The following is a 22,301-nucleotide window of genomic DNA, read 5'->3' on the forward strand; positions in this document are numbered from 1 at the left end:
CGAAACCTTGTCGAACCACGAAAACCGCAACGGGCCAGAGCCCGGGCAGGCCCGCATTCTTCATTCGTTTATGGACTTTGACAATCGTGCTAAAAAATGGACATTGTGTGTACTGAGGTTTGACAATGGATCTGGGCGGACTGTCCCTGCTGGTGGACATCATCGAAGCCGGCAACCTGAGTCGCGCCGCCGTGCGCCTGGGCATGAGCCGTGCCAACGTCAGCCACCGGCTCAACCAGTTCGAGCGCCAGATCGGCCAGCAGCTGCTGCGCCGCACCACGCGCCAGGTCGAGCCCACCGAGCTGGGCCTGCGCCTGTACGCGCATGGACGCGCGATACGCCAGGAAGCCATGGCGGCGGACGAGTCGGTGGACAGCCTGGGCCAGAGCCTGCAGGGCACCGTGCGGCTGAGCGTGCCCAGCGGCTACGGCCAGCTGCAGATGTCGGGCTGGCTGACGGAGTTCATGCGCATGCACCCGGGCATCACGCTGGAGGTGATCTTCGACAACGACATCGAGGACCTGATGCAGGGCGCGGTGGACTTCGCCGTGCGCGTGATGACCGAGCCGCCCGAAAGCCTGGTGGCCTGCAAGCTCGGCGATGTGCTCTACGAGGCCTGCGCCACCCCGCAGTTCCTGGCGCAGCATGGCCATCCCGACTCGCTGCTGGCGCTCAAGCGCGTGCCGCTGATCACCTCGGCGCTCACGGGCCAGAAGCTGCGCACGGCGGGCATGAACGGCGCCCGGCCCACCGAGCTGCGCATACGCCCGCGCCTGATGTCGCCCAACTTCCATTTCCTGCGCGATGCCGTGCTGCAGGGCCTGGGCGTGGCCGTGGTGCCGCGCTACATGGTGGCGGCCGAACTGGCCAGCGGCGCGCTTGAGCGCCTGCCGCTGCCGCCGGGCAGCCTGGACTTTCTGGCCACGCGCCAATACCTGCTGTACATGCCGTCCCACTACCAGACGCGGGCCATCACCACGCTGATCGACTTCCTGCGCGAGAAGGCCGCGGCGGAGGGACTCAGAGGCTGAAGATCTTGCCGGGGTTCAGGATGTTCTTCGGGTCCAGCGCCTGCTTGATGGAGCGCATCATCTGCACCGCGCCGTCGCCGGCTTCCTCGCGCAGGAAATCCATCTTGTGGATGCCCACGCCGTGCTCGCCCGTGCAGGTGCCGCCCAGCGCAATGGAGCGCGACACCAGCTGGTGGTTGAGCTGCTCGGCGCGCGAGCGCTCGTCCTCGTTGTCCGGGTCGATCAGGTAGCCGAAGTGGAAGTTGCCGTCGCCCACGTGGCCGACGAGGAAGTAGGGAATGCCGCTGTCATCGGCCTCGCGCACCGAGTCGAGCAGCGCATCGGCCAGGCGGCTGATGGGCACGCAGGCGTCGGTGGTGATGCAGCGGCAGCCGGGGCGGCTGGAGACAGCCGCGAAATAGGCGTTGTGGCGGGCCGTGAACAATCGCGTGCGGTCCTCGGGACGCTCGGCCCATTCGAAGGCGTTGCCGCCGAACTCGCCTGCGATGTCCTGCACCATCTCGGCCTGCTCCTTCACGCCCGTGGGCGAGCCGTGGAACTCCATCAGCAGCATGGGTTCCTCGCGCAGCGTGAGCTTGCTGTAGGCGTTGACCATGCGCACCGAGTTCACGTCCACCAGCTCCACGCGCGCGATCGGCACGCCCATCTGGATGGTCTGGATCACCGTGCGCACGGCGGCCTCGATGCTGGGGAAGGAGCAGATGGCCGCGCTCACGGCCTCGGGCAGCGGGTACAGGCGCACCGTGATCTCGGTGACCACGCCCAGCGTGCCTTCGCTGCCCACGATCAGGCGCGTGAGGTCGTAGCCCGCGCTGCTTTTCTTGGCGCGCGTGCCGGTGCACATCAGCTCGCCGCTGGCCGTGACCAGTTCCAGCGCCAGCACGTTCTCGCGCATGGTGCCGTAGCGCACGGCATTGGTGCCGCTGGCGCGCGTGGCGGTCATGCCGCCGATGGAGGCATCGGCGCCGGGATCGATGGGGAAGAAGAAGCCCGTGTCCTTGATGGCATCGTTGAGCTGCTTGCGCGTGATGCCGGGCTGCACGGTGACCGTCAGGTCCTCGGTGTTGACCGAGAGAATGCGGTTCATGCGGCTCAGGTCCAGGCTGATGCCGCCCTCGACGGCCAGCAGATGGCCTTCGAGCGAGGAGCCCGCGCCGTAGGGGATGACCGGCACGGCATGCTGGTCGGCCAGCTTCAGCGCGTCCTGCACGTCCTGCGTGCTTTCGGCAAAGACCACGGCCGCAGGCGGGGGCGCCTGGATGGCGCCCTCGTCGCGGCCGTGCTGTTCGCGCACCGCCAAAGCCGTGGAGCACTGGGCGCCGAAACGCTGGGCCAGGGCTTGGAGGAAGGCTTCGGGGATGGGGCGCTGAGCGAAGTCAGGCTGCAGGCGGACGGGGGCGACAGGGGCGTTCATCGGTGTTCTCCAGGGGGAACTGGAAAGAATACCACCGGCCCTGCCACCCAACCGTGTGGGTCAGCCGCCAGGCATCCGGGTGTCAGCGCGGCTGGACCGCCTTGCTGAATTCATCGCGCGACAGCGATCCGTTCTTGTCGGCATCGATCTGGGCGAAATTGCTGCTCACGGCGGGCAGGGCCTCGGCCTCCTTCTTGCTCAGCTTGCCGTCCCGGTTGGTGTCGGCGCGGTCGAATGCGGCTTGCACCTCGTTGGCGCCGCCCGCTGGTGCTGCGGGTGCTGGCGCAGATTGCACGCCTGCTGCCGAGCCGGCGCCAAACGTCGGCTGCGGTGCCGTGGACGGAGCCTGCGCCATGGCAGTGACGCTGCCCAGCGAAATGGCCGCGAACAACATCACGCTGCGGATTTCAAAACCAGAGACTTTGCGCAGTTGAGAGGTCATGTGTCGAACTCCTTGTCGAACGTGGAACATGACTGCATTCCACCTGTTGCAGCGCAGCAGGGCCAGCACTTTTGCCGGCTGTTGCCTGCTACAACATTTGCGTGCCGCCTGTAACGCACAATTGGGTGTTGGGCCGTTACGGGTCCGGCTTTCCACCCCCGCACCGCCAAGGAGAACCCCCATGGGCAACCGTTTGACACAGATCGCCACGCGCACCGGAGACGATGGCAGCACGGGCCTGGGCGACAACACGCGCGTCTCCAAGAACAGCGGCCGCCCGCACGCCATGGGCGATGTGGACGAGCTCAATTCCCACATCGGCCTGCTGCTGTGCGAGGCCCTGCCCGACGACGTGCGCGAGCTGCTGGTCGATGTGCAGCACCAGCTGTTCAACCTCGGTGGCGAGCTGTCCATTCCCGGCTATGAACTGCTCAAGGACGATGCGCTGCTGCAGCTCGATGAAGCGCTGGCCCACTACAACGCGCAGCTGCCCCGGCTGCAGGAATTCATCCTGCCGGCCGGCAGCCGCGCCGCGGCCCAGGCCCATGTCTGCCGCACGGTGGCACGCCGCGCCGAGCGCATGGTGGTGGCGCTGGAGCAGGGCGAGGCCATGCGGCCCGCGCCGCGCCAGTACCTGAACCGCCTGTCGGACCTGCTGTTCGTGCTGGCGCGCGTGCTCAACCGCATGGATGGCGGCGACGACGTCTACTGGAAGAGCGAGCGGATGGCCCGCGCGCAGTCCGCCGAAGAGTGAACCCGCGCTGAACCTGCGCTAATCCCGCGCCAATCCCGCGTTTAGGACGGCCCATGCGCCTGCGCCACATCGAGGTCTTCAATGCCGTCATGCAGACCGGCAGCGTCAGCGCTGCCGCACGGCTGATCAACATCACCCAGCCGGCCGTCAGCCGCACCCTGCAGCACGCGGAGCTGCAGTTGGGCTTTGCGCTGTTCCAGCGCGCACGCGGCCGGCTCACGCCGACTAATGAGGCGCTGGCGCTGTTCCCCCACATCGAGAAGCTGTTCGAGCAGCTCGACGAGGTCCAGCGCCTGGCCGACAACCTGCGCCATGGCCAGGCCGCGGACCGGCTCACCGTGCTCACCGTCTTCGCGCTCAGCCGCGAGATGCTGCCGCGCGCCGTGGCCGGATTTCGGCGCCGCCACCCCCAGGTACAGGTCCATGTGCAGGCGCTGCACACCCCGCAGGTGGTCTCGGCCCTGCTGCTGCAGGAGGCCGACGTGGGCTTCGTCATCAGCTCCGTGGGCCAGCCCGCGCTGGAGCATGAACTGCTGGCCGAGGTGGACATGTTCTGCGTGCTGCCCAAGGGCCTGCTGCCGCCCTCGCGCGTGCGCGAAGACGGGATGGAGCTCAAGGACCTGGCCGAGCTGCCCGTGGTCGCTCTCGATGCGCGCGACCCGCTGGGCATGCGCCTGGGCCAGGCCTGCCGCGAGCACGGCGTGGGCCTGTCGCCCGTGGTCACCGTGCAGACCTACCACGCAGCCCTGTCCATGGCCGAGTACGGCCTGGGCGCCGCCATCATGGACGGCTGCACCGCCCTGGCCGCCGACCGCCGCAAGGTCCATGTCGTTCCCCTGCTGCCGCGTATCACGGTGGGTGTGAATGCACTCAGCCTGCCCCAGCGGCCGGGGTCGGTGCTGGCGCGGGCAATGACCGAGGAAATGCGCAAAGCCTTGCGCGAGTTGCTGGCTGGTTGAGGCCTGCGGGTTTCAGGCCTGCTCCATCTGCCCCACCAGCCTCTGCGCCGACCCGAACGCCAGCGTCAGCCCCAGCGCGCCGTGCCCCGTCTGCAGCCACAGGTTGCGCGGACCGCCGCGCTGGCGGCCGGTGAGGGGCAGGCCGGTGGGTGTGGCGGGTCGCATGCCGGTCCAGGGGTGGAGGTTGCCGTCCAGCGGCAGGTCGGCGAAGACCTCCTGCGTGGAGCGGCGCAGGCTGGCGATGCGGCGCGGGTCGGTGCGCGTGTCCCGGCCCACGATCTCCACCATGCCGGCCACGCGCAGGCGTTCGCCGATGCGTGCGAAGACGACCTTGCGTGCGGTGTCGGTGACGCTGACCCGGGGCGCGGCGTGCGGCAGCTGCGCGGCGGCATCGGCGGTGATGCTGTAGCCCTTGAGCGGATAGACGGGAATGCGCAGGCCCAGCTGGCGCGCGTGGACCGCGCTTTCCCAGCCGCTGGCCAGCACGTAGTGGTCGGCGCGCAGCGGCAGCGGGCCTGCGGCGGTGCGCAGGCCGGTGATGGCGTCGCCTTCGCGCTCGAAGCCCTGCAGCTCCACGCCGTAGCGCAGTTCGGCGCCGCGTGCGGTGAGCCGGGCGGCCAGTTGCTCGCACAGCAGGCGGCAGTCGGCGGCGGCCTCGCTGGGCGTATGTACGGCGCCTGCAATACGTTGCGCGTAGCGGGCGAGCGCGGGTTCGATGCGCGCCACTTCGGCGGCGTTGACGATGCGCTGCGGCGCGCCGCCCAGGCCCGCTTGCAGTGCCACCTGCTGCGCGGCGGCATCCAGCGCCTGCTGGGTGGGGTAGAGCACCAGCTTGCCCGGCGTGTGCAGGTCGCAGGCCAGTGCCTCGTCGGCCTGGAGCGACTCGAAGGCCTGGCGGCTTTCGGCGGCCAGGGCCAGCAGGGCGCGCGTGCCTTCGGCCGAGGCATGGGCATTGCAGGCGCCCAGGAAGCGCAGTCCCCAGGCCCATTGCGCGGGGTCGGCGCGCAGGCGGAAGGCCAGCGGCGAATCCTTTTGCAGCAGCAGGCGGGGCAGCATCTTCCAGATGCCGGGATCGGCCAGCGGCTGCACGTAGGAATAGCTCAGCTGCGCGCCATTGCCGCCGCTGGCGCCCTGGGCGGGGCCCGGTGCGCGGTCCAGCACGGTGATGCGATGGCCGGCCCGCTGCAGCGCCCAGGCCGTTGCCAGGCCGACGATGCCGGCGCCCACGATGCAGACATGCATTGATCGTTTCTCCATGCAGCCGCACTGTAGGCCGCGCGCGGCAGGCCGGGCCATGGCATTTGGCACACGGGCCATGCACGCAGGTTATGGCCGGGGGCTGCTGCTGCGGGCAGGCGGCCAGCCCATAACCGGCGGGCATGGACCGGCCCGATATTGTCATTCCGCAAAGGCCGCCGCCCTTCCTACACTGGCCGCACATCCACCAAAGACGAGGAGACACGCATGCAACTTCACACCACCGCGCTGTGCGCGGCCCTGGCCCTGGGCGGCCTGGCTGCGGCCCATGCCGACACGCTGGCCAAGGTGCGCGACAGCGGCCGCATCACGCTGGCCTACCGCGAGTCCTCCGTGCCCTTCAGCTACCTGGACAACGGCAAGCCGATCGGCATGACGGTGGAGATGTCCCAGGCCGTGGCCGAGGCCGTGAAGAAGGCGGTGAACCGGCCTGATCTGAAGGTGCAGTGGCAGGCCGTGACCTCGCAGAACCGCATGCCGCTGCTGGCCAACGGCACCATCGACCTGGAATGCGGCTCGACCACCAACAACACGGTGCGCGGCAAGGAGGTGGCCTTTGCCATCAACCATTTCTACACGGGCACGCGGCTGCTGGTGAAGAAGAGCTCGGGCATCAAAAACTACGCCGACCTCAAGGACAAGACCGTGGCCATCACCACGGGAACCACCAACCTGCAGGTGCTGCGCAAGGCCAATGCCGACAAGGCCTGGGGCATGAACATCGTCATGGCCAAGGACCATGCGGACGGCTTCCTGCTGGTGGAGAACGACCGCGCCGCGGCCTTCGGCATGGACGACATCCTGCTCTTCGGCCTGATCCCCACGGCCAAGAACCCCGGCGACTTCGAGGTGGTGGCCGACTCGCTGCAGGTCGAGCCCTATGCCTGCATGCTGCGCAAGGACGATGCCCAGTTCAAGCAGCTGGTCGATGGAGTGATCGGCGACATGATGAAGTCGGGCGCGTTCGCCAGGCTGTATGACAAGTGGTTCATGCAGCCCATTGCCCCGAGGAACGTGGCCCTGGGCTTGCCGATGAGCGAGCAATTGCAGAAAAACCTGCAGGACCTCAGCGACAAACCCGCTTTTTGATTTCGGATCGCAGCATGCAGCAGCAGCTTCAGCCCCCGCGCGCGGTGGGCATTCTCGGGGGCATGGGTCCGGCCGCAGGCGCGGATTTCGTGCGCCTGTTCGTGCAGGCCTGCACGGCGCACCTGCAGCAGCAGGGCCTGCCCGTGCATGACCAGGCCTATCCCGAGCACTGGCTGGTGCAGCTGCCCATGCCCGACCGCAGCGCCGCGCTGCGCGCGGACCCGCAGTCGCCCACGGGGCCGGCCCAGCACCTGCTGCAGGGCGTGGGCCGCATGGCGGCGCTGGGCGTGCGCAGCGTGGCCCTGGCCTGCAACACGGCCCATGCCTGGCATGGGCAGCTGCAGGCGCTTTTTCCGCAGCTGCATGTGCTGCACATCGCGCGCCAGGCCGCCCTGCACCTGCAGGCCGGCGGCGCGCAGCAGGCCATCGTGCTGGCCACGCAGGGCACCTATGACAGCGGCCTGTACGACGCGGCACTGGCCGAGTGCGGCATTACCGCGCTGCAGCCCGATGCACAGGGCCGCGCGCGGCTCATGCAGGGCATCTACGACGGCGTCAAGCAGGGCGACATGGACCTGGCCGCGCGCTGCTTCGGCGAGGTGCTGGCCCCGCTGCTGCAGCGCCATGGCGATGTGCCCGTGATCATGGGCTGCACCGAGATCCCGCTGGCCCTGCCGCAGTCGCCGCTGGCGCGCGGTGCCGAGCTGGTGGACCCTGCCTGGATACTGGCCCAGGCCCTGGCCGGCGATGCCTATGGACAGGTCCGAGCTCCAGCGCATTAGTTTTTCAAGGTGTTGCGCGCCATTCAATAACTGCCTAGGAACCTGGCGCGGCTCAACTCAGGGACACCGAGGAAGGGCCGCCCCGCACCGAGGGTGTCGTCCCCCTTCAGGGGGAAGGCGCGAAGCGACTCAGGGGGTGTTTCAATAAGTCTCCAGATGCAGTCGGCCTTCGCGCTTGAGGCGCGCGCCGACCTGCTCCCAGTCCAGGCCCGATTGCTGCGCCACGTCGCGCAGTGCCAGCACCACGCCTTCCTCCATGCTCTTGAGCCCGCAGACGTAGAAGTGCGCGTTGTCGTCGCGCAGCAGGGCCGCCAGGTCGGCCGCACGTTCGCGCAGCAGGTCCTGCACGTAGCGCCGGGGCTGGCCGGCCACGCGCGAGAAGGCCAGGTTGTTGTCGATGAAGTCGCGTGGCAGGCTTTGCAGCGGGCCGAAGTAGGGCAGCTCCTGCGGCGTGCGTGCGCCGAAGAACAGCATGAGCTTGCCGCCCTCGAACCTGCCGCTCTTGCGCAGCCGCCTGCGCCATTCGGTCATGGCGCGCATGGGGGCGCTGCCCGTGCCCGTGCAGATCATCACGATGTGCGAGCGGGGATGGTTGGGCATCAGGAACGACTGGCCGAACGGGCCTATGACCTGGACCCTGTCGCCGATGCGTGCGTCGCACAGGTAGTTGCTGGCCACGCCGCGCACAGGGCGGCCCTGGTGGTCCTGGGTGACGCGTTTCACGGTCAGCGCCAGGTTGTTGTAGCCGGGCCGCTCGCCATTGCGCGCACTGGCCACCGAGTACTGGCGCGCCACATGCGGGCGGCCCTGGGCATCGGTGCCGGGCGCGATGACGGCGATGGACTGGCCTTCGAGCACGGGGAACGGCTGGCTGCCGAAGTCCAGCACGATGTGGTGGGTCTCGCTGTCGAAGCCCGCCTCCGTGCAGTTGAGGTTGCCGACCACGGTGGCCGTGACGGGGCTCCTGGGGCCATGCAGGTTGGTGTACGGATGGGCGGCCGACCAGGGCGGCACGGTGGCGCCGTAGCTGGCGCTGCGCAACACCTGGGTATCGGCCTGGTCATCGGGCCGGGCCGCATCCGCACCGCGCGTGGCGGCCGCCGCGATCACGGCCTGGGCCTGGCTCAGGTCCTCGGCGGCAGGTGCGTCCCCTGTGTCCTGTGCCTGGGCCCGTGCCTGGACCAGCGCCTCAGGCGGCAGCTCCTCGGGCAGCTCGTCCCAGAGCAGCTGCTCGGCCACGGGATAGGCGCTTGCCAGCGGCACCTTGCGCCAGTTGTCGATGGCGCCCGTGGGGCAGGGCGAGACGCAGTCCATGCAGCCGTTGCACTGCTCGGCCAGGACCACGTAGTTGCGGTCATCGTGCGTGATGGCGCCCACGGGGCAGGTGGCCTCGCAGGTGTTACAGCGTATGCAGATCTCCGGGTCGATCAGGTGCTGCGTGAGGATGCCGTGTTCTACCAAGGCGACTGTCATGGGCGACTCCCTGCTGGCGCGGCGCTTCAGTTGAAGCGCACGTATTCGAAATCCACGGGCTGGCGGTTGATGCCCATGACCGGCGGCGCGATCCAGCCCGCGAACTGGCCCGGCTCCACGCAGCGGCCCATGAGCGAGGCGACAAAGGCGCGGTCGGCGTCCGTGGGCAGCCATTCGGCCTCGCGCATGCGCCATTCCTGCTCGCTGACCACGCGGCCGTCGGGGCTCATGCGCACGCCGGCCAGCGCGCCGATCTGGCGGTTGAAGGCCTTGTGCGGCACGGTGAGGCGGAAGTCGATGCCGGCCTTTTCCATGACCTTGTTCCAGCGGCCCACGCCCGCGTTGGAGTCCTTGATGTAGTCGTCGCGCAGCACCTCGTTGAGCGCGTTGAGCATGGGTACTTCCTTTTCCTGCAGCCTGCCGTCCACCACTTCCAGCACCTTGTAGTGCTGGTCGTGCAGGCGGTGGTCGTCCGCGCGCTTGCCTTCCTCGTAGCGGCCCTTGAGGCCGCTGCTGTAGAAGGTGGCGGCATTGCTGGACTGGTCGGCGCCGAACAGGTCGATGGTCACGCTGTAGTGGAAGTTCAGGTAGCGCTGCAGCGTGGGCAGGTCGATCACGCCGGCCGCGCGCAGGCGGCCCACGTCGTCGGTGCGCAGCTCGTTCATGACCTGGCAGGTGCGCTGCAGCACGCGCGAGACGCCGGACTCGCCCACGAACATGTGGTGGGCCTCCTCGGTCAGCATGAACTTGGTGGTGCGCGCCAGCGGGTCGAAGGCGCTTTCGGCCAGCGCGGCCAGCTGGAATTTGCCGTCGCGGTCGGTGAAGTAGGTGAACATGAAGAAGGACAGCCAGTCGGGCGTCTTCTCGTTGAAGGCGCCCAGGATGCGCGGGTTGTTCTCGTCGCCCGACTGGCGCTCCAGCAGGGCCTCGGCCTCCTCGCGGCCGTCGCGGCCGAAGTGCTTGTGCAGCAGGTAGACCATGGCCCACAGGTGGCGGCCTTCCTCCACGTTGACCTGGAACAGGTTGCGCAGGTCGTACATGGACGGCGCGGTCAGGCCCAGGTGGCGCTGCTGCTCCACCGAGGCGGGCTCGGTATCGCCCTGGGTGACGATGATGCGGCGCAGGTTGGCGCGGTGCTCGCCGGGCACGTCCTGCCAGGCCTTCTCGCCCGCGTGGTCGCCGAAGTGCACCTTGCGGTCGGCCTCGGCCGGGTTCAGGAAGATGCCCCAGCGGTAGTCACGCATCTTCACGTGGCCGAACTGGGCCCAGCCCTGGGGGTCCACGCTGATGGCGGTGCGCAGGTAGACGTCGTAGTCGGTGGAGCCTTCGGGGCCCACGTCGCCCCACCAGTTCAGGAAGTTGGGCTGCCAGCTCTCCAGCGCGCGCTGCAGGGTGCGGTCTTCGCCGAGGTTGACGTTGTTGGGGATCTTCTCGCTGTAGTTGATGGCGCTCATGGTGGGGTCTCCGTGGATGTTTCGGGGCGTGCCTGCGGTCAGACGCGGCTGAAGTCGAAGCCGGCCTTCTGGCCCGTGCCGTAGAGCTTGAGAGCGCCCTTGTCGCCCACGGCATTAGGGCGATTGAAGATCCAGTTCTGCCAGGCCGACAGGCGCCCGAAAATGCGCGTGACCATGTTCTCGCGGCTGGCAAAGCGCAGGTTGGCCTCCAGGCCCGTGAGCGCATCGGGCGACATGGCCGCGCGCTCTTCCATGGCGATGCGGATCTCGTCGTCCCAGTCGATGTCGTCGGGCGCGGCCGTGACCAGCCCCAGGGCCAGGGCCTGATCGCCGTCCAGCGCGCGGCCCGTGGCGGCGCGCGCGGCCTCCAGCGGCGCGGCCTCCTCGTAGAAGCGGCGCTGCAGGCGCGACTGGTCGTTGACCAGGGGCAGCAGGCCGAAATTGAATTCGTCCAGCTGGATGCGCGGGGCGCGCTCGGTGTCATCGGGCAGCACCAGCATGTAGGCGCGGTCGGCCGCGAATGCCAGCTCGGCCAGCATGCCCACGAAGCAGGAGCCGGGCTCGATCAGCGCGAACAGCGTGCGCGAGGACACATCCAGCCGCGCAAAGCTGCGGCGCAGCAGGCCCAGCGTCTCGCGCGCCAGCCAGTGGTCCTGGTGGGCCAGCAGGGCTGCGTCTGCGGCCAGCACGGCGGCGGCATCGCCTTCGGTCTTGAGCAGCCAGGTGCCCACGTCCAGCTCATTGGTGCGCAGGTGCAGGATGGCGTCGTCCAGCTCGCGGCCCATGGCCAGCGGCCACCAGGCGTCGCCGGCCTGCTCGATGGCTTCGAGGGTGGCCGGCTGCGGGCCTTGCCCAAGCGTGGGCGCCTTCACGGTCAGCGTGGCGCTGCGGCGCGCGCGGTCGATCTGCACGCTGACATGGCGGTAGTGCAGCGCATCGTCCGTGGCCTCGCGCTCCAGGCGCGTGAGCGTGATGCCCTGCGCATTGGCGGGGCGCGTGCTGCCCTCGGCCAGGCGCTGCGCGCGCTGGGCCACCACGGCCTCGAACTGCGCGGGCTTGGCCACGGCATCCACCAGGCGCCAGTCCACCGCGCGCTGTCCGCGCACGCCTTCCACGCTGGTGCAGAAGATGTCGGCCAGGTCATGGCGCACATGGCGCTTGTCGGTCACGCGCGTGAGGCCGCCCGTGCCGGGCAGCACGCCCAGCAGCGGCACCTCGGGCAGGGAGACGGAGGAGGAGCGGTCGTCGATCAGCACGATGTCGTCGCAGGCCAGGGCCAGCTCGTAGCCGCCGCCTGCGCAGGCCCCGTTGACGGCGGCCAGGAACTTCAGGCCCGAGTGGCGCGAACTGTCCTCGATGCCGTTGCGCGTCTCGTTCGTGAACTTGCAGAAGTTCACCTTCCAGGCATGGCTGGACACACCCAGCATGAAGATGTTGGCGCCCGAGCAGAAGATGCGGTCGCGCCCGCTGGTGACGATGACGGTGCGCACCTGCGGATGCTCGAAGCGGATGCGGTTGAGCGCATCGTGCAGCTCGATGTCCACGCCCAGGTCGTAGCTGTTGAGCTTGAGCTTGTAGCCGGGCCGTATGCCGCCGTCCTCGGCGATGTTCAGCTGCATGCGGGCGATGGCGCCCTCGACGGTGAACGACCAGTGGCGGTACTGGGCGGGCTCGGTGCGGTAATCGACAGTGGGGCTGGACGGGTGCATGGACGGCCTCTTGGATGAAAAATAGTGCAGTCGCAGATACGGTGCAGGCACAATTATGCAGATTCATTCAGAAAATGCACGCAGCAACACGCACGATAGTGCGTGTTTTGGCCATGTCCAGGGTAAACACCAGCCAGTACAGGCGAAAAAAATCCAGGCCTGGGGCCTGGATGCCGTGGGTTGCTGCCGCCGTCTCAGCGTGCGGGCAGGAACAGTGCCTTCAGCTGATCGAAGCTCTGCTCCAGCGTCTGGCCGCTGGTATCCACCACGTGGTCGGCCTTGGCGTAGAAGCCGGCGCGGCCTTCGAGGATGCTGCGCAGATCGTCCATGGCCTCGGGATTGGCGGCCATGGGGCGGGTGTCGCCCTGGGCCACGACGCGGGCCATGTGCTCCTCGGGCTGGGCCTTGAGCCAGACCGTGGTGCAGTGCGACAGCAGCTCGTTGAAGGTGGCCGGGTCGGAGACGATGCCGCCCGGCGTGGCGATGACCACGTCGCTGTAGATCTGCACGGCCTCCTCGAGCGCGCGGCGCTCGTAGCGGCGGTAGGCGTTGGCACCGTACAGGTCGTGGATGGCGCGCACGCTGCAGCCCGCAATGCGCTCGATTTCCTGGTTGAGTTCGAGGAAGGGCACGCCCAGCTGCTCGGCCAGCATGCGGCCCAGCGTGGACTTGCCCGCGCCGCGCAGTCCGATCAGGGCGATGCGCGTGTGGCGCTGGCGGTCGCTGGGCGCCGTGCCCAGCAGCTCGCCTGCGGCCAGGCGCACGCGGCGCAGATCCTCTTCATCGCGGCCTTCCAGCAGCTCGCGGATCAGCAGCCATTCGGCGCTGGTGGTGGTCACGTCGCCCAGCAGCTCGGCCATGGAGCATTGCAGGGCCTGTGCAATATGGTGCAGGACCAGCACCGACACGTTGCCCGTGCCGTATTCGAGGTTGGCCAGGTGGCGCTCCGAGACATCGGCCGCCGCCGCCAGGGCGCGCCGCGTCATGCCCCGGCGAGAGCGCAGGCTGCGCACACGCTCGCCCAGCGCCTGCAGCACCTGGTTCCTGGGGGCTTCTGAGAGGGAATCCGCCGCCCCGGCGGACTGGGCTGCCGTCTCGAACTGGTCCATAGAGTTTCCTTGAAGAGGGCGTGAATGATAAACAGTCGGGGTTAACACCAGCCATGCAATATAGTGCTTGACGCTCGATGGTGTTCTAACTATCTTTCTGATGCACGCACAATATTGCATGTTGTGCGGAAGATCACAAGTCGGGCCGGATGCCCGATGTCGAAGGAGACCCCGATGATCGACTTCACCCAGCCCTTCAATTTCGCCGCGCACCTGTTCGCGCTCAATGAGGGGCGGCCCGGCAAGATCGCCTACATCGACGACCACGGCACGCTGAGCTACGGCCAGCTGCAGCAACAGGCGCAGCGCATGGCCAGCGGCCTGCTGGCGGCGGGCATCCACCGCGAGGAGCGCGTGCTGCTGCTCATGCACGACCGCCATGAATGGGCCGTGGCCTTTCTGGGCGCGCTGTATGCGGGCGTGGTGCCGGTGGCGGTGAACACCTTGCTCACGGCCGACGACTACGCCTACATGCTGGGCCACAGCCGCGCCCAGGCCGTGCTGACCTGCGATGCGCTGCTGCCCCTGCTGCGCCAGGCGCTGGACCGGGCGCCCAACGAGGTGCGCCATGTCTGGGTGGCCGGCGACGAAGCGGCGGCGCGCGCCGCAGGCTTTGCGCCCCTGCAGCCCTGGCTGGCGGCGCAGCCGCCGCTGCCCGCACCGGCGCCCACGCTGGGCGATGACCCGGGCTTCTGGCTGTATTCCTCCGGCTCCACGGGCAAGCCCAAGGGCGCCGTCCACACGCATGCCAATCCGTACTGGACGGCCGAACTCTATGGCGGCCCGGTGCTGGGCCTGGGCGAGGGCGATATCTGCTTTTCCGCCGCCAAGCTCTACTTCGCCTACGGCCTGGGCAATGCCCTGAGCTTTCCGCTGAGCGTGGGCGCCACCGTGCTGCTGATGGCCGAGCGGCCCACGCCCGAGGCCACCTTCGCGCGCTGGGTGCAGCACCGGCCCACGGTGTTCTTCGGCGCGCCCACGGGCTTTGCGGGCATGCTGGCCTCGCCGCTGCTGCCCGCGCGCGAGCAGGTCAGCCTGCGCATGTGCTCCTCGGCCGGCGAGGCGCTGCCGGCCGAGATCGCCCAGCGCTTCAAGGCGCATTTCGGCGCCGACATCGTGGACGGCATCGGCTCCACCGAGATGCTGCACATCTTCCTGTCCAACCGGCCCGGCGACATCCGCTACGGCACCACGGGCAAGCCCGTGGACGGCTACCGCGTGGAGCTGCGCGGCGAGGACGGCCGCCCCGTGGCCGATGGCGAGGTGGGCGACCTGTTCATCCAGGGCCCCAGCGCCGCCCTCATGTACTGGGGCAACCGCGACAAAACGCGCGAGACCTTCCAGGGCGGCTGGCTCAAGAGCGGCGACAAGTACGTGCGCGACGCCGATGGCTACTACACCTATGCCGGGCGCAGCGACGACATGCTCAAGGTCAGCGGCATCTATGTCTCGCCCTTCGAGGTCGAGGCCACGCTGATGCAGCACCCGGCCGTGCTGGAGGCCGCCGTGATCGGCAAGACCGACGCCGACGGCCTGCTCAAGACCAAGTCCTTCGTCGTGCTCAAGGACGGCTGCAGCGCCACCGAGGCCGAACTCAAGGCCTTCGTGAAGCAGCGCCTGGCCGCCTACAAGTACCCGCGCTTCATCGAATTCGTGGACGAACTTCCCAAGACCGCCACCGGAAAGATCCAGCGTTTCAGGCTCCGAGAGCGCGAAGCCAGTACACCCCCTGAGCCGCTACGCGGCTTCCCCCTCTCTACTCGCTGAGCGAGGGAGGGGGACGACACCCTCGGTGCGGGGCGGCCCTTCCTCGGTGTCCCTCGCTTTGGGACGCGCCAGTTTCAAGGGGCGTGGCAGTGCCATGGAGAACCGAAATGAATTGTGTGAGCAAGACCCGCAAAGCAAGACCCATCCACCACAAGGAGACACGCATGAACACCGATCGCAAACACTGGGCCGTCCTCGCCCTGACGGCCTCCCTGTCCTGCGGCGCATATGCGCAGGACAGGATCAAGGTCGGCTTCATGCTGCCCTACAGCGGCACCTATGCGGCGCTGGGCTCGGCCATAGAGAACGGCTTTCGCATGTTCGTGAACGAGCAGGGCGGCAGGCTGGGCGGGCGCGAGATCGAGTTCTTCAAGGTCGATGACGAGTCCGATCCGGCCAAGGCCACGGACAACGTCAACCGCCTGATCAAGCGCGACAAGGTCGATGTGCTGGTGGGCACCGTGCATTCGGGCGTGGCCATGGCCATGGCGCGCGCGGCCAAGGAAAGCGGCACCGTGCTCATCGTGCCCAATGCGGGCGCCGATGCGGTCACGGGCGCCATGTGCGCGCCCAACATCTTCCGCTCGTCCTTCTCCAACTGGCAGTCCTCCTATCCCATGGGCGTGGTGGCGGCCAGGCAGGAAGGCAGGAAAACCGCCATGACCATCACCTGGAAATATGCGGCCGGCGAGGAGATGACCAATGCCTTCAAGGAAGGCTTCGAGAAGGAGGGCGGCAAGGTCAGCAAGCAGCTCACCGTGCCCTTTCCCAACGTGGAGTTCCAGGCCCTGCTGACCGAGATCGCGGCGGCCAGGCCCGATGCGGTGTTTGCCTTCTTCGCGGGCGCGGGCGCCGTCAAGTTCGTCAAGGACTACCACGCGGCCGGCCTGCACAAGACCATCCCGCTGTACGGCTCGGGCTTTCTGACCGACGGCACGCTGGAGGCCCAGGGCGAGGCCGCCCAGGGCGTGCTGACCACGCTGCACTACGCCGACGAGCTGGGCACGGAGCGCGACCGGCGCTTTCGCTCCGCCTATGCCCAGGCCTACAAGCTGATGCCCGATGTGTATGCCGTGCAGGGCTACGACGCCGCCCAGATGCTGGGCGTGGGCCTGAAGGCGGCGGGCGGCGACATCGCGAAGAAGGCCGAGTTCCGCCAGGCCCTCGAGAAGGCCACCATCCCCAGCCCGCGCGGCGACTTCGCCATCAGCAAGTCGCACAACCCCGTGCAGGACATGTACCTGCGCAAGGTCGTGGGCAAGGAGAACCAGCGCATGGGCGTGGCCATCAAGGCCCTGGGCGATACGGGCCGCGGCTGCCGCATGTGAGGCGCGGGGCGCACTCATATACGGACGCATACGGACGCATACGGACATCGCCATGGACCTTGCCACCTTTCTCGTGCAGTGCCTGAACGCCGTCCAGTACGGGCTGCTGCTGTTCCTGCTGGCCTCGGGCCTGACGCTGATCTTCGGGATCATGGGCGTGATCAACCTGGCCCATGGCAGCTTCTACATGATCGGCGCCTACATGGCCTTTGCGCTGTCCCCGCTGCTGGGCCAGCACTTCATCACCATGCTGCTGGCCGGCGTGGCGCTGACCGTGGTGCTGGGCTATGCGCTGGAGTGGGCCTTCTTCAGCTACCTCTACGAGCGCGAGCACCTGCAGCAGGTGCTGATGACCTTCGGGCTGATCCTGGTGTTCGAGGAGCTGCGCTCGCTGCTGGCGGGCAATGACGTGCATGGCGTGCCGCTGCCCGGCTGGCTGTCGGGCAGCTTCTCGCTGGGCGGGCTCATGAGCTATCCGTGGTACCGGCTGTTCGCCTCGGGCGTGTGCCTGCTGGTGGCGCTGGCGCTGTACTGGGTGGTCAACCGCACGCGCCTGGGAATGATGGTGCGCGCGGGCGCCAGCAACCGCGACATGGTGCGCGGCCTGGGCATCGACGTGAAGCGCCTGTACCGCATCGTCTTCGCCATCGGCGTGGCGCTGGCGGCACTGGCGGGCATGATCGCCGCGCCCATGAGTTCGGTCTATCCGGGCATGGGCGGCAACGTGCTCATCATCTGCTTCGTGGTGGTGGTGATCGGCGGGATCGGCTCGATCACGGGCGCGCTGCTGGCCTCGCTGCTGGTGGGCTTTGTCGATACCTTCGGCAAGCTGTTCTTCCAGGAGCTCAGCGGCATGAGCGTCTACCTGCTGATGGCGGTGGTGCTGGTGTGGCGGCCACAGGGCCTGTTGGGGCAAAGGAGCTGAACAATGGCCGTATCCAATCCTTCTCCGGCCCTGCTGGCGGCCGCCGTGCAGCCCCTGCAGCCTGTGCAGCCCGTAGAGATGCCGCAGCGCGCCTGCCGATGGCAGGCCTGCGCCGTGCCGCTGGCCTGCGTGGCGCTGCTGGCGCTGGCCGGCCCCTGGTGGTCGGACTATCTGTCGGGCCTGGTGGTCAAGACCATGATCCTGGCCATCTTCGCGCTCAGCCTGCAGCTGCTGGTGGGCGGTACGGGCCTGGTGAGCCTGGGGCATGCGGCCTTCATGGGCCTGGGCGCCTATGCCGCCGTGCTGTCCGCAGGCAACGAAGGCGGCAGCCTGCCGGCCATGCTGGGCTGGGCGCTGCTGGCCTCGGGCGGCTATGCGCTGCTGGTGGGCCTGCTGAGCCTGCGCACGCGCGGCATCTACTTCATCATGGTGACGCTGGCCTTCGCACAGATGGCCTACTTCGTGGTCCACGACACGGGCATCGGCGGCGGCAGCGATGGCATCTACCTGATGGCCCGGCCCGCGCTGGGCGCCATCGACATGGAAATCCCGCGCGTGCAGTACTACGTGGTGCTGGCCGCCCTGGTGCTGGTCTATGCCTTCCTGGCCGGGCTGCGCCAGTCGCGCTTCGGCGCGGCGCTGGCGGGCATACGCGTCAACGAACAGCGCATGCGTGCAGCCGGCTTCACCACCTACGGGTACAAGCTCGCGGCCTTCGTGCTGGCCGGCATGCTGGCTGGCGTGGCGGGCTTTCTGCTGGCGGTGCGCGATGCCGTGGTCAACCCCGAGCTGCTGTCCTGGCACCACTCGGGCGAGGTGCTGCTGATGGTCATCCTCGGCGGCCTGGGCTCGCTGCGCGGCGCCGTGCTGGGCACGGTGGCCTTCATCGCGCTCAAGGAGGTGCTGTCCACGCATGCCATCGTCGGCCCCATGGCCGATCACTGGCAGCTGAGCCTGGGCCTGGCCATCATCGTGCTCGTGGCCCTGCTGCCGAAAGGACTGATGGGGCTGATCGGGCTGGCGGGCCTTGCACGGCAACGCGCTGGAGTGCACAACGAGGTCCACCACAAGGAGGCCGGACATGGCTGATGCGGCACTGCTTTCGGTGCGCGGCCTCACGCGCCGCTTCGGCGGGCTCACGGCCGTGGGCGGCGTGGACCTGGACCTGCATGAGGGCGAGGTCCATGCCGTGATCGGCACCAACGGCGCGGGCAAGTCCACCCTGGTCAACATGCTCTCGGGCGAACTGGCGGCCAGCGCGGGGCGCATTGCGCTCGCCGGCCAGGACGTCACGCGCATGCCCCAGCCCCGGCGTGCGCGTGCCGGCGTGGGCCGCAGCTACCAGCGCACCACCATCTTTCCCGAGTTCTCGGCGCTGGAAAACTGCCGGCTCGCGGCCCAGGCGCAGATGGCGCTCAGGCCCTGGCAGCTGGGCCTGTCCGCACAGCGCTGCGCGGACAGCCTGCGCCAGGCCCATGCGGCCCTGGAGCGTGCGGGCCTGGCCGGGCAGGCGCTGGCCGTGGCCGGCACGCTGAGCCACGGCGCCAAGCGCCAGCTGGAAGTGGCCATGTGCCTGGCCACCGGCCCGCGCGTGCTGTTGCTGGACGAGCCGCTGGCCGGCATGGGCGCCGAGGAGACCGAGCGCATGCTGGCCCTGCTGCAGGAGCTCAAGCGCGGCCACGCGGTACTGCTGGTCGAGCACGACATGGACGCCGTGTTCCGCATTGCCGACCGCATCACCGTGATGGTCAACGGCAGCGTGGTGGCCACGGGCACGCCCGCGCAGATCCGTGTCGATCCCGTGGTCCGTACTGCCTATCTCGGAGAAGACGATGACTGAGCCCATGTTCGCCATCGACGAGCTGCATACCTACTACGGCGACAGCCACATCCTGCAGGGCGTGAGCCTGGCGCTGGGCGCGGGCCAGGCCGTGGGCCTGCTGGGGCGCAACGGCATGGGCAAGACCACGCTGATCCGCACGCTCATGGGCTATGTGCCCGCGCGCCGTGGCCGCCTGCGCGCCGATGGCCGCGACTGCACGGGCGCACCGCCCGAACGCATGGCGCGGCTGGGCATTGGCTATGTGCCAGAGGGGCGCGGCATCTTTCCCAACCTCAGCGTGCGCGAGAACCTGGTCATGAGCGCCCGCCCCGGCCTGCAGGGAGAGCGCCACTGGACGCTGGAGCGCGTGCTCGACACCTTCCCCCGGCTTGCGGAGCGCCTGACCAACGGCGGCGACCAGCTCTCTGGCGGCGAGCAGCAGATGCTGTCCATAGGTCGCGCGCTGATGACGCACCCGCGCCTGCTCATCCTCGACGAAGCCACCGAAGGCCTGGCCCCCCTGGTCGTCGCCGAAATCTGGCGCGTGATCGCCGCCATCCGCAGCACCGGCATCTCCACCCTGATCGTGGACCGCGACTACAAAAAGGTCCTGGCCCACACCGACCGCGCCGTCGTCATGACCAAGGGTCGGCTGGCGCTGCAGGCCGATTCGCGGGAGCTGCTGGCGCAGCCGGAGCGCCTGTCGGAGTTGCTGGGGGTTTGATCAGGGCTGGGCCGCCACCGGCGGCTGCGCCGCGAGCTTGACGTTCTGCGCATGCGTGGGCGGCAGCAGCGCCATGGTCAGGCTGCAGGTGCAGGTCAGGCGGCCAGTTTCGTCGTGCAGTTCGATGGCCCAGACATGGGTGGTCTGGCCCAGGTGCACGGGGCGGGCTGTGCCCGTGACCCAGCCCTGGCGCGCGGCGCGCACATGGTTGGCCGAGACGTTCAGGCCCACGCTGCGCCAGCCCTCGGGGATGGAGCAGGCCGCGGCCACCGAGCCCAGGGTCTCGGCCAGCACCACGTTCACGCCGCCGTGCAGGATGCCGTAGGGCTGGCAGGTGCGCTGGTCCACGTGCACGCGGCCGCGCAGGAAGTCGTCACCGATCTCGGTGAACTCGATGCCCAGGTGCGAGACGGCCGTGTCGGCGCTCAGCGAGGTGATGTCTTCAAGGGTGAAGCTGCGCTTCCAGATCGGCATGGGAGAAGTCCTGTGGGTGCAACGAAAAAGACGGCCCCGTGGGCCGTCCTTGCATGCTACGCCAGTCCAGGCAGCCATGCCGATGGCCGCCTGTAGCCCAGGAGACTGCGCGCTGGCGCGCTAACGCGCTTGCGCGGTTCAGGCGCGCATGTCGCCCGTTTCGACAAAGCGCTGGTGCCAGCTCAGCGCTTCGCCCAGGATGTGCGGCGTGTGCAGCGCGCCCTGGCGCTGGGCGCGGTCGAAGTAGTCCTGCAGCTGGGGGCGGAAGTCGGGATGGGCGCAGCGGTCGATGATGACCTGGGCGCGCTTGCGCGGCGACAGGCCGCGCAGGTCGGCCAGGCCCTGCTCGGTGACGATGATCTGCGTGTCGTGCTCGGTATGGTCCACGTGCGAGCACATGGGCACGATGCAGCTGATCTTGCCGCCCTTGGCCACCGAGGGCGTGACGAAGAAGGACAGGTAGCCGTTGCGCGCGAAGTCGCCCGAGCCGCCGATGCCGTTCATCATCCCCGTGCCCATGACGTGGGTGGAGTTGATGTTGCCGTAGATGTCGGCCTCGATCATGGAGTTCATGGCGATCACGCCCAGGCGGCGCACCAGCTCGGGGTGGTTGCTGATCTCCTGGGGGCGCAGGATGATGCGCTCGCGGTAGAAGTCGATGTTCTCCTCGAAGTCCCTGTAGGCGCTGCCGGACAGCGAGATCGAGGTGGCCGAGGCGCGGCTCATCTTGCCCGCGCGCAGCAGGTCCAGCATGCCGTCCTGCAGCACCTCGGTGAAGCCCAGCAGGTTCTCGAACGGACCCGTCAGCAGGCCGGCCAGCACGGCGTTGGCCACGTTGCCCACGCCCGACTGGATGGGCAGCATCTCCTTGGGCAGGCGGCCCATCTTCATCTCGTGCGCGAGGAAGTCGATGATGGACGCGGCGATCAGGTTGGAGTTGGCGTCGGGCTGGGCGAAGACGTTGTCGCGGTCGCCCTTGTGGGTCTCGACCACGGCGACCACCTTGGCCGGGTCCACGCGCAGGTAGGGCTCGCCGATGCGGTCATCGGCATGGGTCAGGGCAATGGGCACGCGGCGCGGCGGGATGGCCGTGCCGTAGTAGATGTCGTGCATGCCTTCCATCTTGGCCGGCGGCTTGGTGTTGACCTCCAGGATCACCTTGTCGGCGATCTCCAGCCAGGTCTTGTTGTTGCCCACGGCGGTGGAGGGGATGAGGCGTCCGTCCTCGGTCACGCCCAGCACCTCGACCACGGCCACGCTCATGGGGCCCAGGAAGCCGAACCACGCATGCTGGGCCACGTGGGACAGGTGCATGTCGATGAAGTCGATCTCGCCGGCATTGATCCTGGCGCGGCAGGTCGGGTCGGTGTTGAAGGGCAGGCGCTGGCCCAGTGCGCCGGCCTCGGCCAGGGCGCCGTCCATCTCGGCGGCCGTGGAGGCGCCGGTCCAGACATTGATCTTGTAGGGCCGGCCGGCCGCGTGTTCGCTCTTGGCGTGCTGGGCGATGGCCTGGGGCAGGGCCTTGGGGTAGCCCGCGCCCGTGAATCCGCTCATGCCGACGTTGACGCCGTGGGGGATCAGGGCGGCGGCCTGCTCGGCCGTCATGGTGCGCGAAAGGAATTCTGGGAAACGTACGCGGTCTGCGAGGGACATCTATGGCTCCGGCTGACGGCTCGCGCCAGCCGGCAGGGTGCCGCAGCGCTGGCTTGCAAGCCTAAAAAAAACCGCCCCATGCAAGAACGCAAGGGCGGTATATCTCCGGAAACCGATGGTAGCAGCGCTGGCAGG

Annotated in this window: 20 protein-coding genes; 11 read left to right on the forward strand and 9 right to left on the reverse strand. The window is 68.5% G+C overall.

Annotation, left to right across the window (positions count from 1 at the left end; all coding sequences use genetic code 11):
- The first annotated feature begins 125 nt into the window (after nt 1-125).
- A complete protein-coding gene (locus tag IB269_RS24575) occupies nt 126-1,031 on the forward strand; it encodes a LysR family transcriptional regulator (RefSeq protein WP_071953945.1) in 906 nt (301 codons plus the stop codon).
- On the opposite strand, the gene IB269_RS24580 is transcribed toward IB269_RS24575, so the two are convergent.
- Together IB269_RS24580 and IB269_RS24585 are read right to left on the reverse strand one after the other, a co-directional pair.
- Entirely contained in the window at nt 1,021-2,445 is a 1,425-nt protein-coding gene (locus IB269_RS24580; protein WP_192368564.1) for an FAD-binding oxidoreductase, read from the reverse strand. The two genes, IB269_RS24575 and IB269_RS24580, sit on opposite strands and share 11 nt — an antisense overlap.
- Before the next feature lie 82 nt (nt 2,446-2,527).
- Nucleotides 2,528-2,887: an EF-hand domain-containing protein gene (locus tag IB269_RS24585; protein WP_180318455.1), complete on the reverse strand. Its 360-nt coding sequence runs from the start codon at nt 2,885-2,887 to the stop codon at nt 2,528-2,530.
- 181 nt (nt 2,888-3,068) lie between these two features.
- Between IB269_RS24585 and IB269_RS24590 the strand changes: the two genes are divergently transcribed.
- Both IB269_RS24590 and IB269_RS24595 read left to right on the forward strand, forming a co-directional pair.
- The gene (locus tag IB269_RS24590; protein WP_013799980.1) at nt 3,069-3,641 is read left to right on the forward strand and encodes a cob(I)yrinic acid a,c-diamide adenosyltransferase; all 573 of its coding nucleotides are present in this window, start codon (nt 3,069-3,071) and stop codon (nt 3,639-3,641) included.
- Nucleotides 3,642-3,694: 53 nt separating this feature from the next.
- Complete coding sequence (locus tag IB269_RS24595; RefSeq protein WP_192368565.1) at nt 3,695-4,600, forward strand: LysR substrate-binding domain-containing protein; 906 nt, start codon at nt 3,695-3,697, stop codon at nt 4,598-4,600.
- Nucleotides 4,601-4,612: 12 nt separating this feature from the next.
- On the opposite strand, the gene IB269_RS24600 is transcribed toward IB269_RS24595, so the two are convergent.
- A complete protein-coding gene (locus tag IB269_RS24600; protein ID WP_192368668.1) occupies nt 4,613-5,842 on the reverse strand; it encodes a D-amino acid dehydrogenase in 1,230 nt (409 codons plus the stop codon).
- Between the two features lie 222 nt (nt 5,843-6,064).
- Here IB269_RS24600 and IB269_RS24605 point away from each other — a divergent pair, with 222 nt between their 5' ends.
- Nucleotides 6,065-6,946 carry an amino acid ABC transporter substrate-binding protein gene (locus IB269_RS24605; RefSeq protein WP_016447309.1) on the forward strand — a complete coding sequence of 294 codons (882 nt, stop codon included), beginning with the start codon at nt 6,065-6,067 and terminating at the stop codon, nt 6,944-6,946.
- 14 nt (nt 6,947-6,960) lie between these two features.
- Nucleotides 6,961-7,728, forward strand: coding sequence for an aspartate/glutamate racemase family protein (locus IB269_RS24610; protein ID WP_065345025.1), 768 nt, complete (start codon nt 6,961-6,963; stop codon nt 7,726-7,728).
- A 141-nt stretch (nt 7,729-7,869) separates the two neighbouring features.
- Here the strand turns inward: IB269_RS24610 and boxA are convergent, their stop codons facing one another.
- From boxA to IB269_RS24630, 4 genes are all read right to left on the reverse strand, one after another.
- Complete coding sequence (gene boxA / locus IB269_RS24615; RefSeq protein ID WP_192368566.1) at nt 7,870-9,201, reverse strand: benzoyl-CoA 2,3-epoxidase subunit BoxA; 1,332 nt, start codon at nt 9,199-9,201, stop codon at nt 7,870-7,872.
- A 26-nt stretch (nt 9,202-9,227) separates the two neighbouring features.
- Complete coding sequence (gene boxB, locus IB269_RS24620; RefSeq protein WP_047217550.1) at nt 9,228-10,655, reverse strand: benzoyl-CoA 2,3-epoxidase subunit BoxB; 1,428 nt, start codon at nt 10,653-10,655, stop codon at nt 9,228-9,230.
- A 38-nt stretch (nt 10,656-10,693) separates the two neighbouring features.
- Nucleotides 10,694-12,364: a 2,3-epoxybenzoyl-CoA dihydrolase gene (boxC, locus tag IB269_RS24625; protein WP_192368567.1), complete on the reverse strand. Its 1,671-nt coding sequence runs from the start codon at nt 12,362-12,364 to the stop codon at nt 10,694-10,696.
- 194 nt (nt 12,365-12,558) lie between these two features.
- Nucleotides 12,559-13,473, reverse strand: coding sequence for a helix-turn-helix transcriptional regulator (locus IB269_RS24630; protein ID WP_013799986.1), 915 nt, complete (start codon nt 13,471-13,473; stop codon nt 12,559-12,561).
- Nucleotides 13,474-13,647: 174 nt separating this feature from the next.
- Here IB269_RS24630 and IB269_RS24635 point away from each other — a divergent pair, with 174 nt between their 5' ends.
- The 6 genes from IB269_RS24635 to IB269_RS24660 all read left to right on the forward strand — a co-directional run bounded on the left by IB269_RS24635 (nt 13,648) and on the right by IB269_RS24660 (nt 20,039).
- On the forward strand, nt 13,648-15,240 hold the full coding sequence (locus tag IB269_RS24635) for a benzoate-CoA ligase family protein (RefSeq protein WP_046238978.1): 1,593 nt from the start codon (nt 13,648-13,650) through the stop codon (nt 15,238-15,240).
- 164 nt (nt 15,241-15,404) lie between these two features.
- Nucleotides 15,405-16,568 carry an ABC transporter substrate-binding protein gene (locus IB269_RS24640; RefSeq protein ID WP_192368568.1) on the forward strand — a complete coding sequence of 388 codons (1,164 nt, stop codon included), beginning with the start codon at nt 15,405-15,407 and terminating at the stop codon, nt 16,566-16,568.
- Nucleotides 16,569-16,620: 52 nt separating this feature from the next.
- Complete coding sequence (locus IB269_RS24645) at nt 16,621-17,493, forward strand: branched-chain amino acid ABC transporter permease (RefSeq protein ID WP_047217555.1); 873 nt, start codon at nt 16,621-16,623, stop codon at nt 17,491-17,493.
- A 3-nt stretch (nt 17,494-17,496) separates the two neighbouring features.
- Entirely contained in the window at nt 17,497-18,582 is a 1,086-nt protein-coding gene (locus tag IB269_RS24650; RefSeq protein WP_099753114.1) for a branched-chain amino acid ABC transporter permease, read from the forward strand.
- Nucleotides 18,575-19,333: an ABC transporter ATP-binding protein gene (locus IB269_RS24655; RefSeq protein ID WP_017405696.1), complete on the forward strand. Its 759-nt coding sequence runs from the start codon at nt 18,575-18,577 to the stop codon at nt 19,331-19,333. The genes IB269_RS24650 and IB269_RS24655 overlap by 8 nt, the downstream gene beginning before the upstream one ends.
- Nucleotides 19,326-20,039 (forward strand): ABC transporter ATP-binding protein, encoded by a 714-nt coding sequence (locus IB269_RS24660; RefSeq protein WP_412523754.1) that lies wholly within the window; start codon nt 19,326-19,328, stop codon nt 20,037-20,039. Before IB269_RS24655 ends, IB269_RS24660 begins: the two co-directional genes overlap by 8 nt.
- Here the strand turns inward: IB269_RS24660 and IB269_RS24665 are convergent, their stop codons facing one another.
- Nucleotides 20,040-20,513: a hotdog fold thioesterase gene (locus tag IB269_RS24665; protein WP_012202024.1), complete on the reverse strand. Its 474-nt coding sequence runs from the start codon at nt 20,511-20,513 to the stop codon at nt 20,040-20,042.
- Between the two features lie 138 nt (nt 20,514-20,651).
- Nucleotides 20,652-22,166: an acetyl-CoA hydrolase/transferase family protein gene (locus IB269_RS24670; RefSeq protein WP_012202025.1), complete on the reverse strand. Its 1,515-nt coding sequence runs from the start codon at nt 22,164-22,166 to the stop codon at nt 20,652-20,654.
- Between the last annotated feature and the right edge of the window lie 135 nt (nt 22,167-22,301).

Source organism: Delftia sp. DLF01 (assembly GCF_014852125.1).
Classification (GTDB): Bacteria; Pseudomonadota; Gammaproteobacteria; order Burkholderiales; family Burkholderiaceae_C; genus Comamonas; species Comamonas acidovorans.

Coding starts and splice junctions, on each gene's coding strand:
- boxA (WP_192368566.1), bottom strand. CDS start 9,201: ATGACAGTCGCCTTGGTAGAACACGGCATCCTCACGCAGCACCTGATC.
- IB269_RS24590 (WP_013799980.1), top strand. CDS start 3,069: ATGGGCAACCGTTTGACACAGATCGCCACGCGCACCGGAGACGATGGC.
- IB269_RS24650 (WP_099753114.1), top strand. CDS start 17,497: ATGGCCGTATCCAATCCTTCTCCGGCCCTGCTGGCGGCCGCCGTGCAG.
- IB269_RS24575 (WP_071953945.1), top strand. CDS start 126: ATGGATCTGGGCGGACTGTCCCTGCTGGTGGACATCATCGAAGCCGGC.
- IB269_RS24660 (WP_412523754.1), top strand. CDS start 19,326: ATGACTGAGCCCATGTTCGCCATCGACGAGCTGCATACCTACTACGGC.
- IB269_RS24605 (WP_016447309.1), top strand. CDS start 6,065: ATGCAACTTCACACCACCGCGCTGTGCGCGGCCCTGGCCCTGGGCGGC.
- IB269_RS24665 (WP_012202024.1), bottom strand. CDS start 20,513: ATGCCGATCTGGAAGCGCAGCTTCACCCTTGAAGACATCACCTCGCTG.
- IB269_RS24655 (WP_017405696.1), top strand. CDS start 18,575: ATGGCTGATGCGGCACTGCTTTCGGTGCGCGGCCTCACGCGCCGCTTC.
- IB269_RS24640 (WP_192368568.1), top strand. CDS start 15,405: ATGAACACCGATCGCAAACACTGGGCCGTCCTCGCCCTGACGGCCTCC.
- IB269_RS24600 (WP_192368668.1), bottom strand. CDS start 5,842: ATGCATGTCTGCATCGTGGGCGCCGGCATCGTCGGCCTGGCAACGGCC.
- boxB (WP_047217550.1), bottom strand. CDS start 10,655: ATGAGCGCCATCAACTACAGCGAGAAGATCCCCAACAACGTCAACCTC.
- IB269_RS24610 (WP_065345025.1), top strand. CDS start 6,961: ATGCAGCAGCAGCTTCAGCCCCCGCGCGCGGTGGGCATTCTCGGGGGC.
- boxC (WP_192368567.1), bottom strand. CDS start 12,364: ATGCACCCGTCCAGCCCCACTGTCGATTACCGCACCGAGCCCGCCCAG.
- IB269_RS24595 (WP_192368565.1), top strand. CDS start 3,695: ATGCGCCTGCGCCACATCGAGGTCTTCAATGCCGTCATGCAGACCGGC.
- IB269_RS24585 (WP_180318455.1), bottom strand. CDS start 2,887: ATGACCTCTCAACTGCGCAAAGTCTCTGGTTTTGAAATCCGCAGCGTG.
- IB269_RS24630 (WP_013799986.1), bottom strand. CDS start 13,473: ATGGACCAGTTCGAGACGGCAGCCCAGTCCGCCGGGGCGGCGGATTCC.
- IB269_RS24635 (WP_046238978.1), top strand. CDS start 13,648: ATGATCGACTTCACCCAGCCCTTCAATTTCGCCGCGCACCTGTTCGCG.
- IB269_RS24645 (WP_047217555.1), top strand. CDS start 16,621: ATGGACCTTGCCACCTTTCTCGTGCAGTGCCTGAACGCCGTCCAGTAC.
- IB269_RS24670 (WP_012202025.1), bottom strand. CDS start 22,166: ATGTCCCTCGCAGACCGCGTACGTTTCCCAGAATTCCTTTCGCGCACC.
- IB269_RS24580 (WP_192368564.1), bottom strand. CDS start 2,445: ATGAACGCCCCTGTCGCCCCCGTCCGCCTGCAGCCTGACTTCGCTCAG.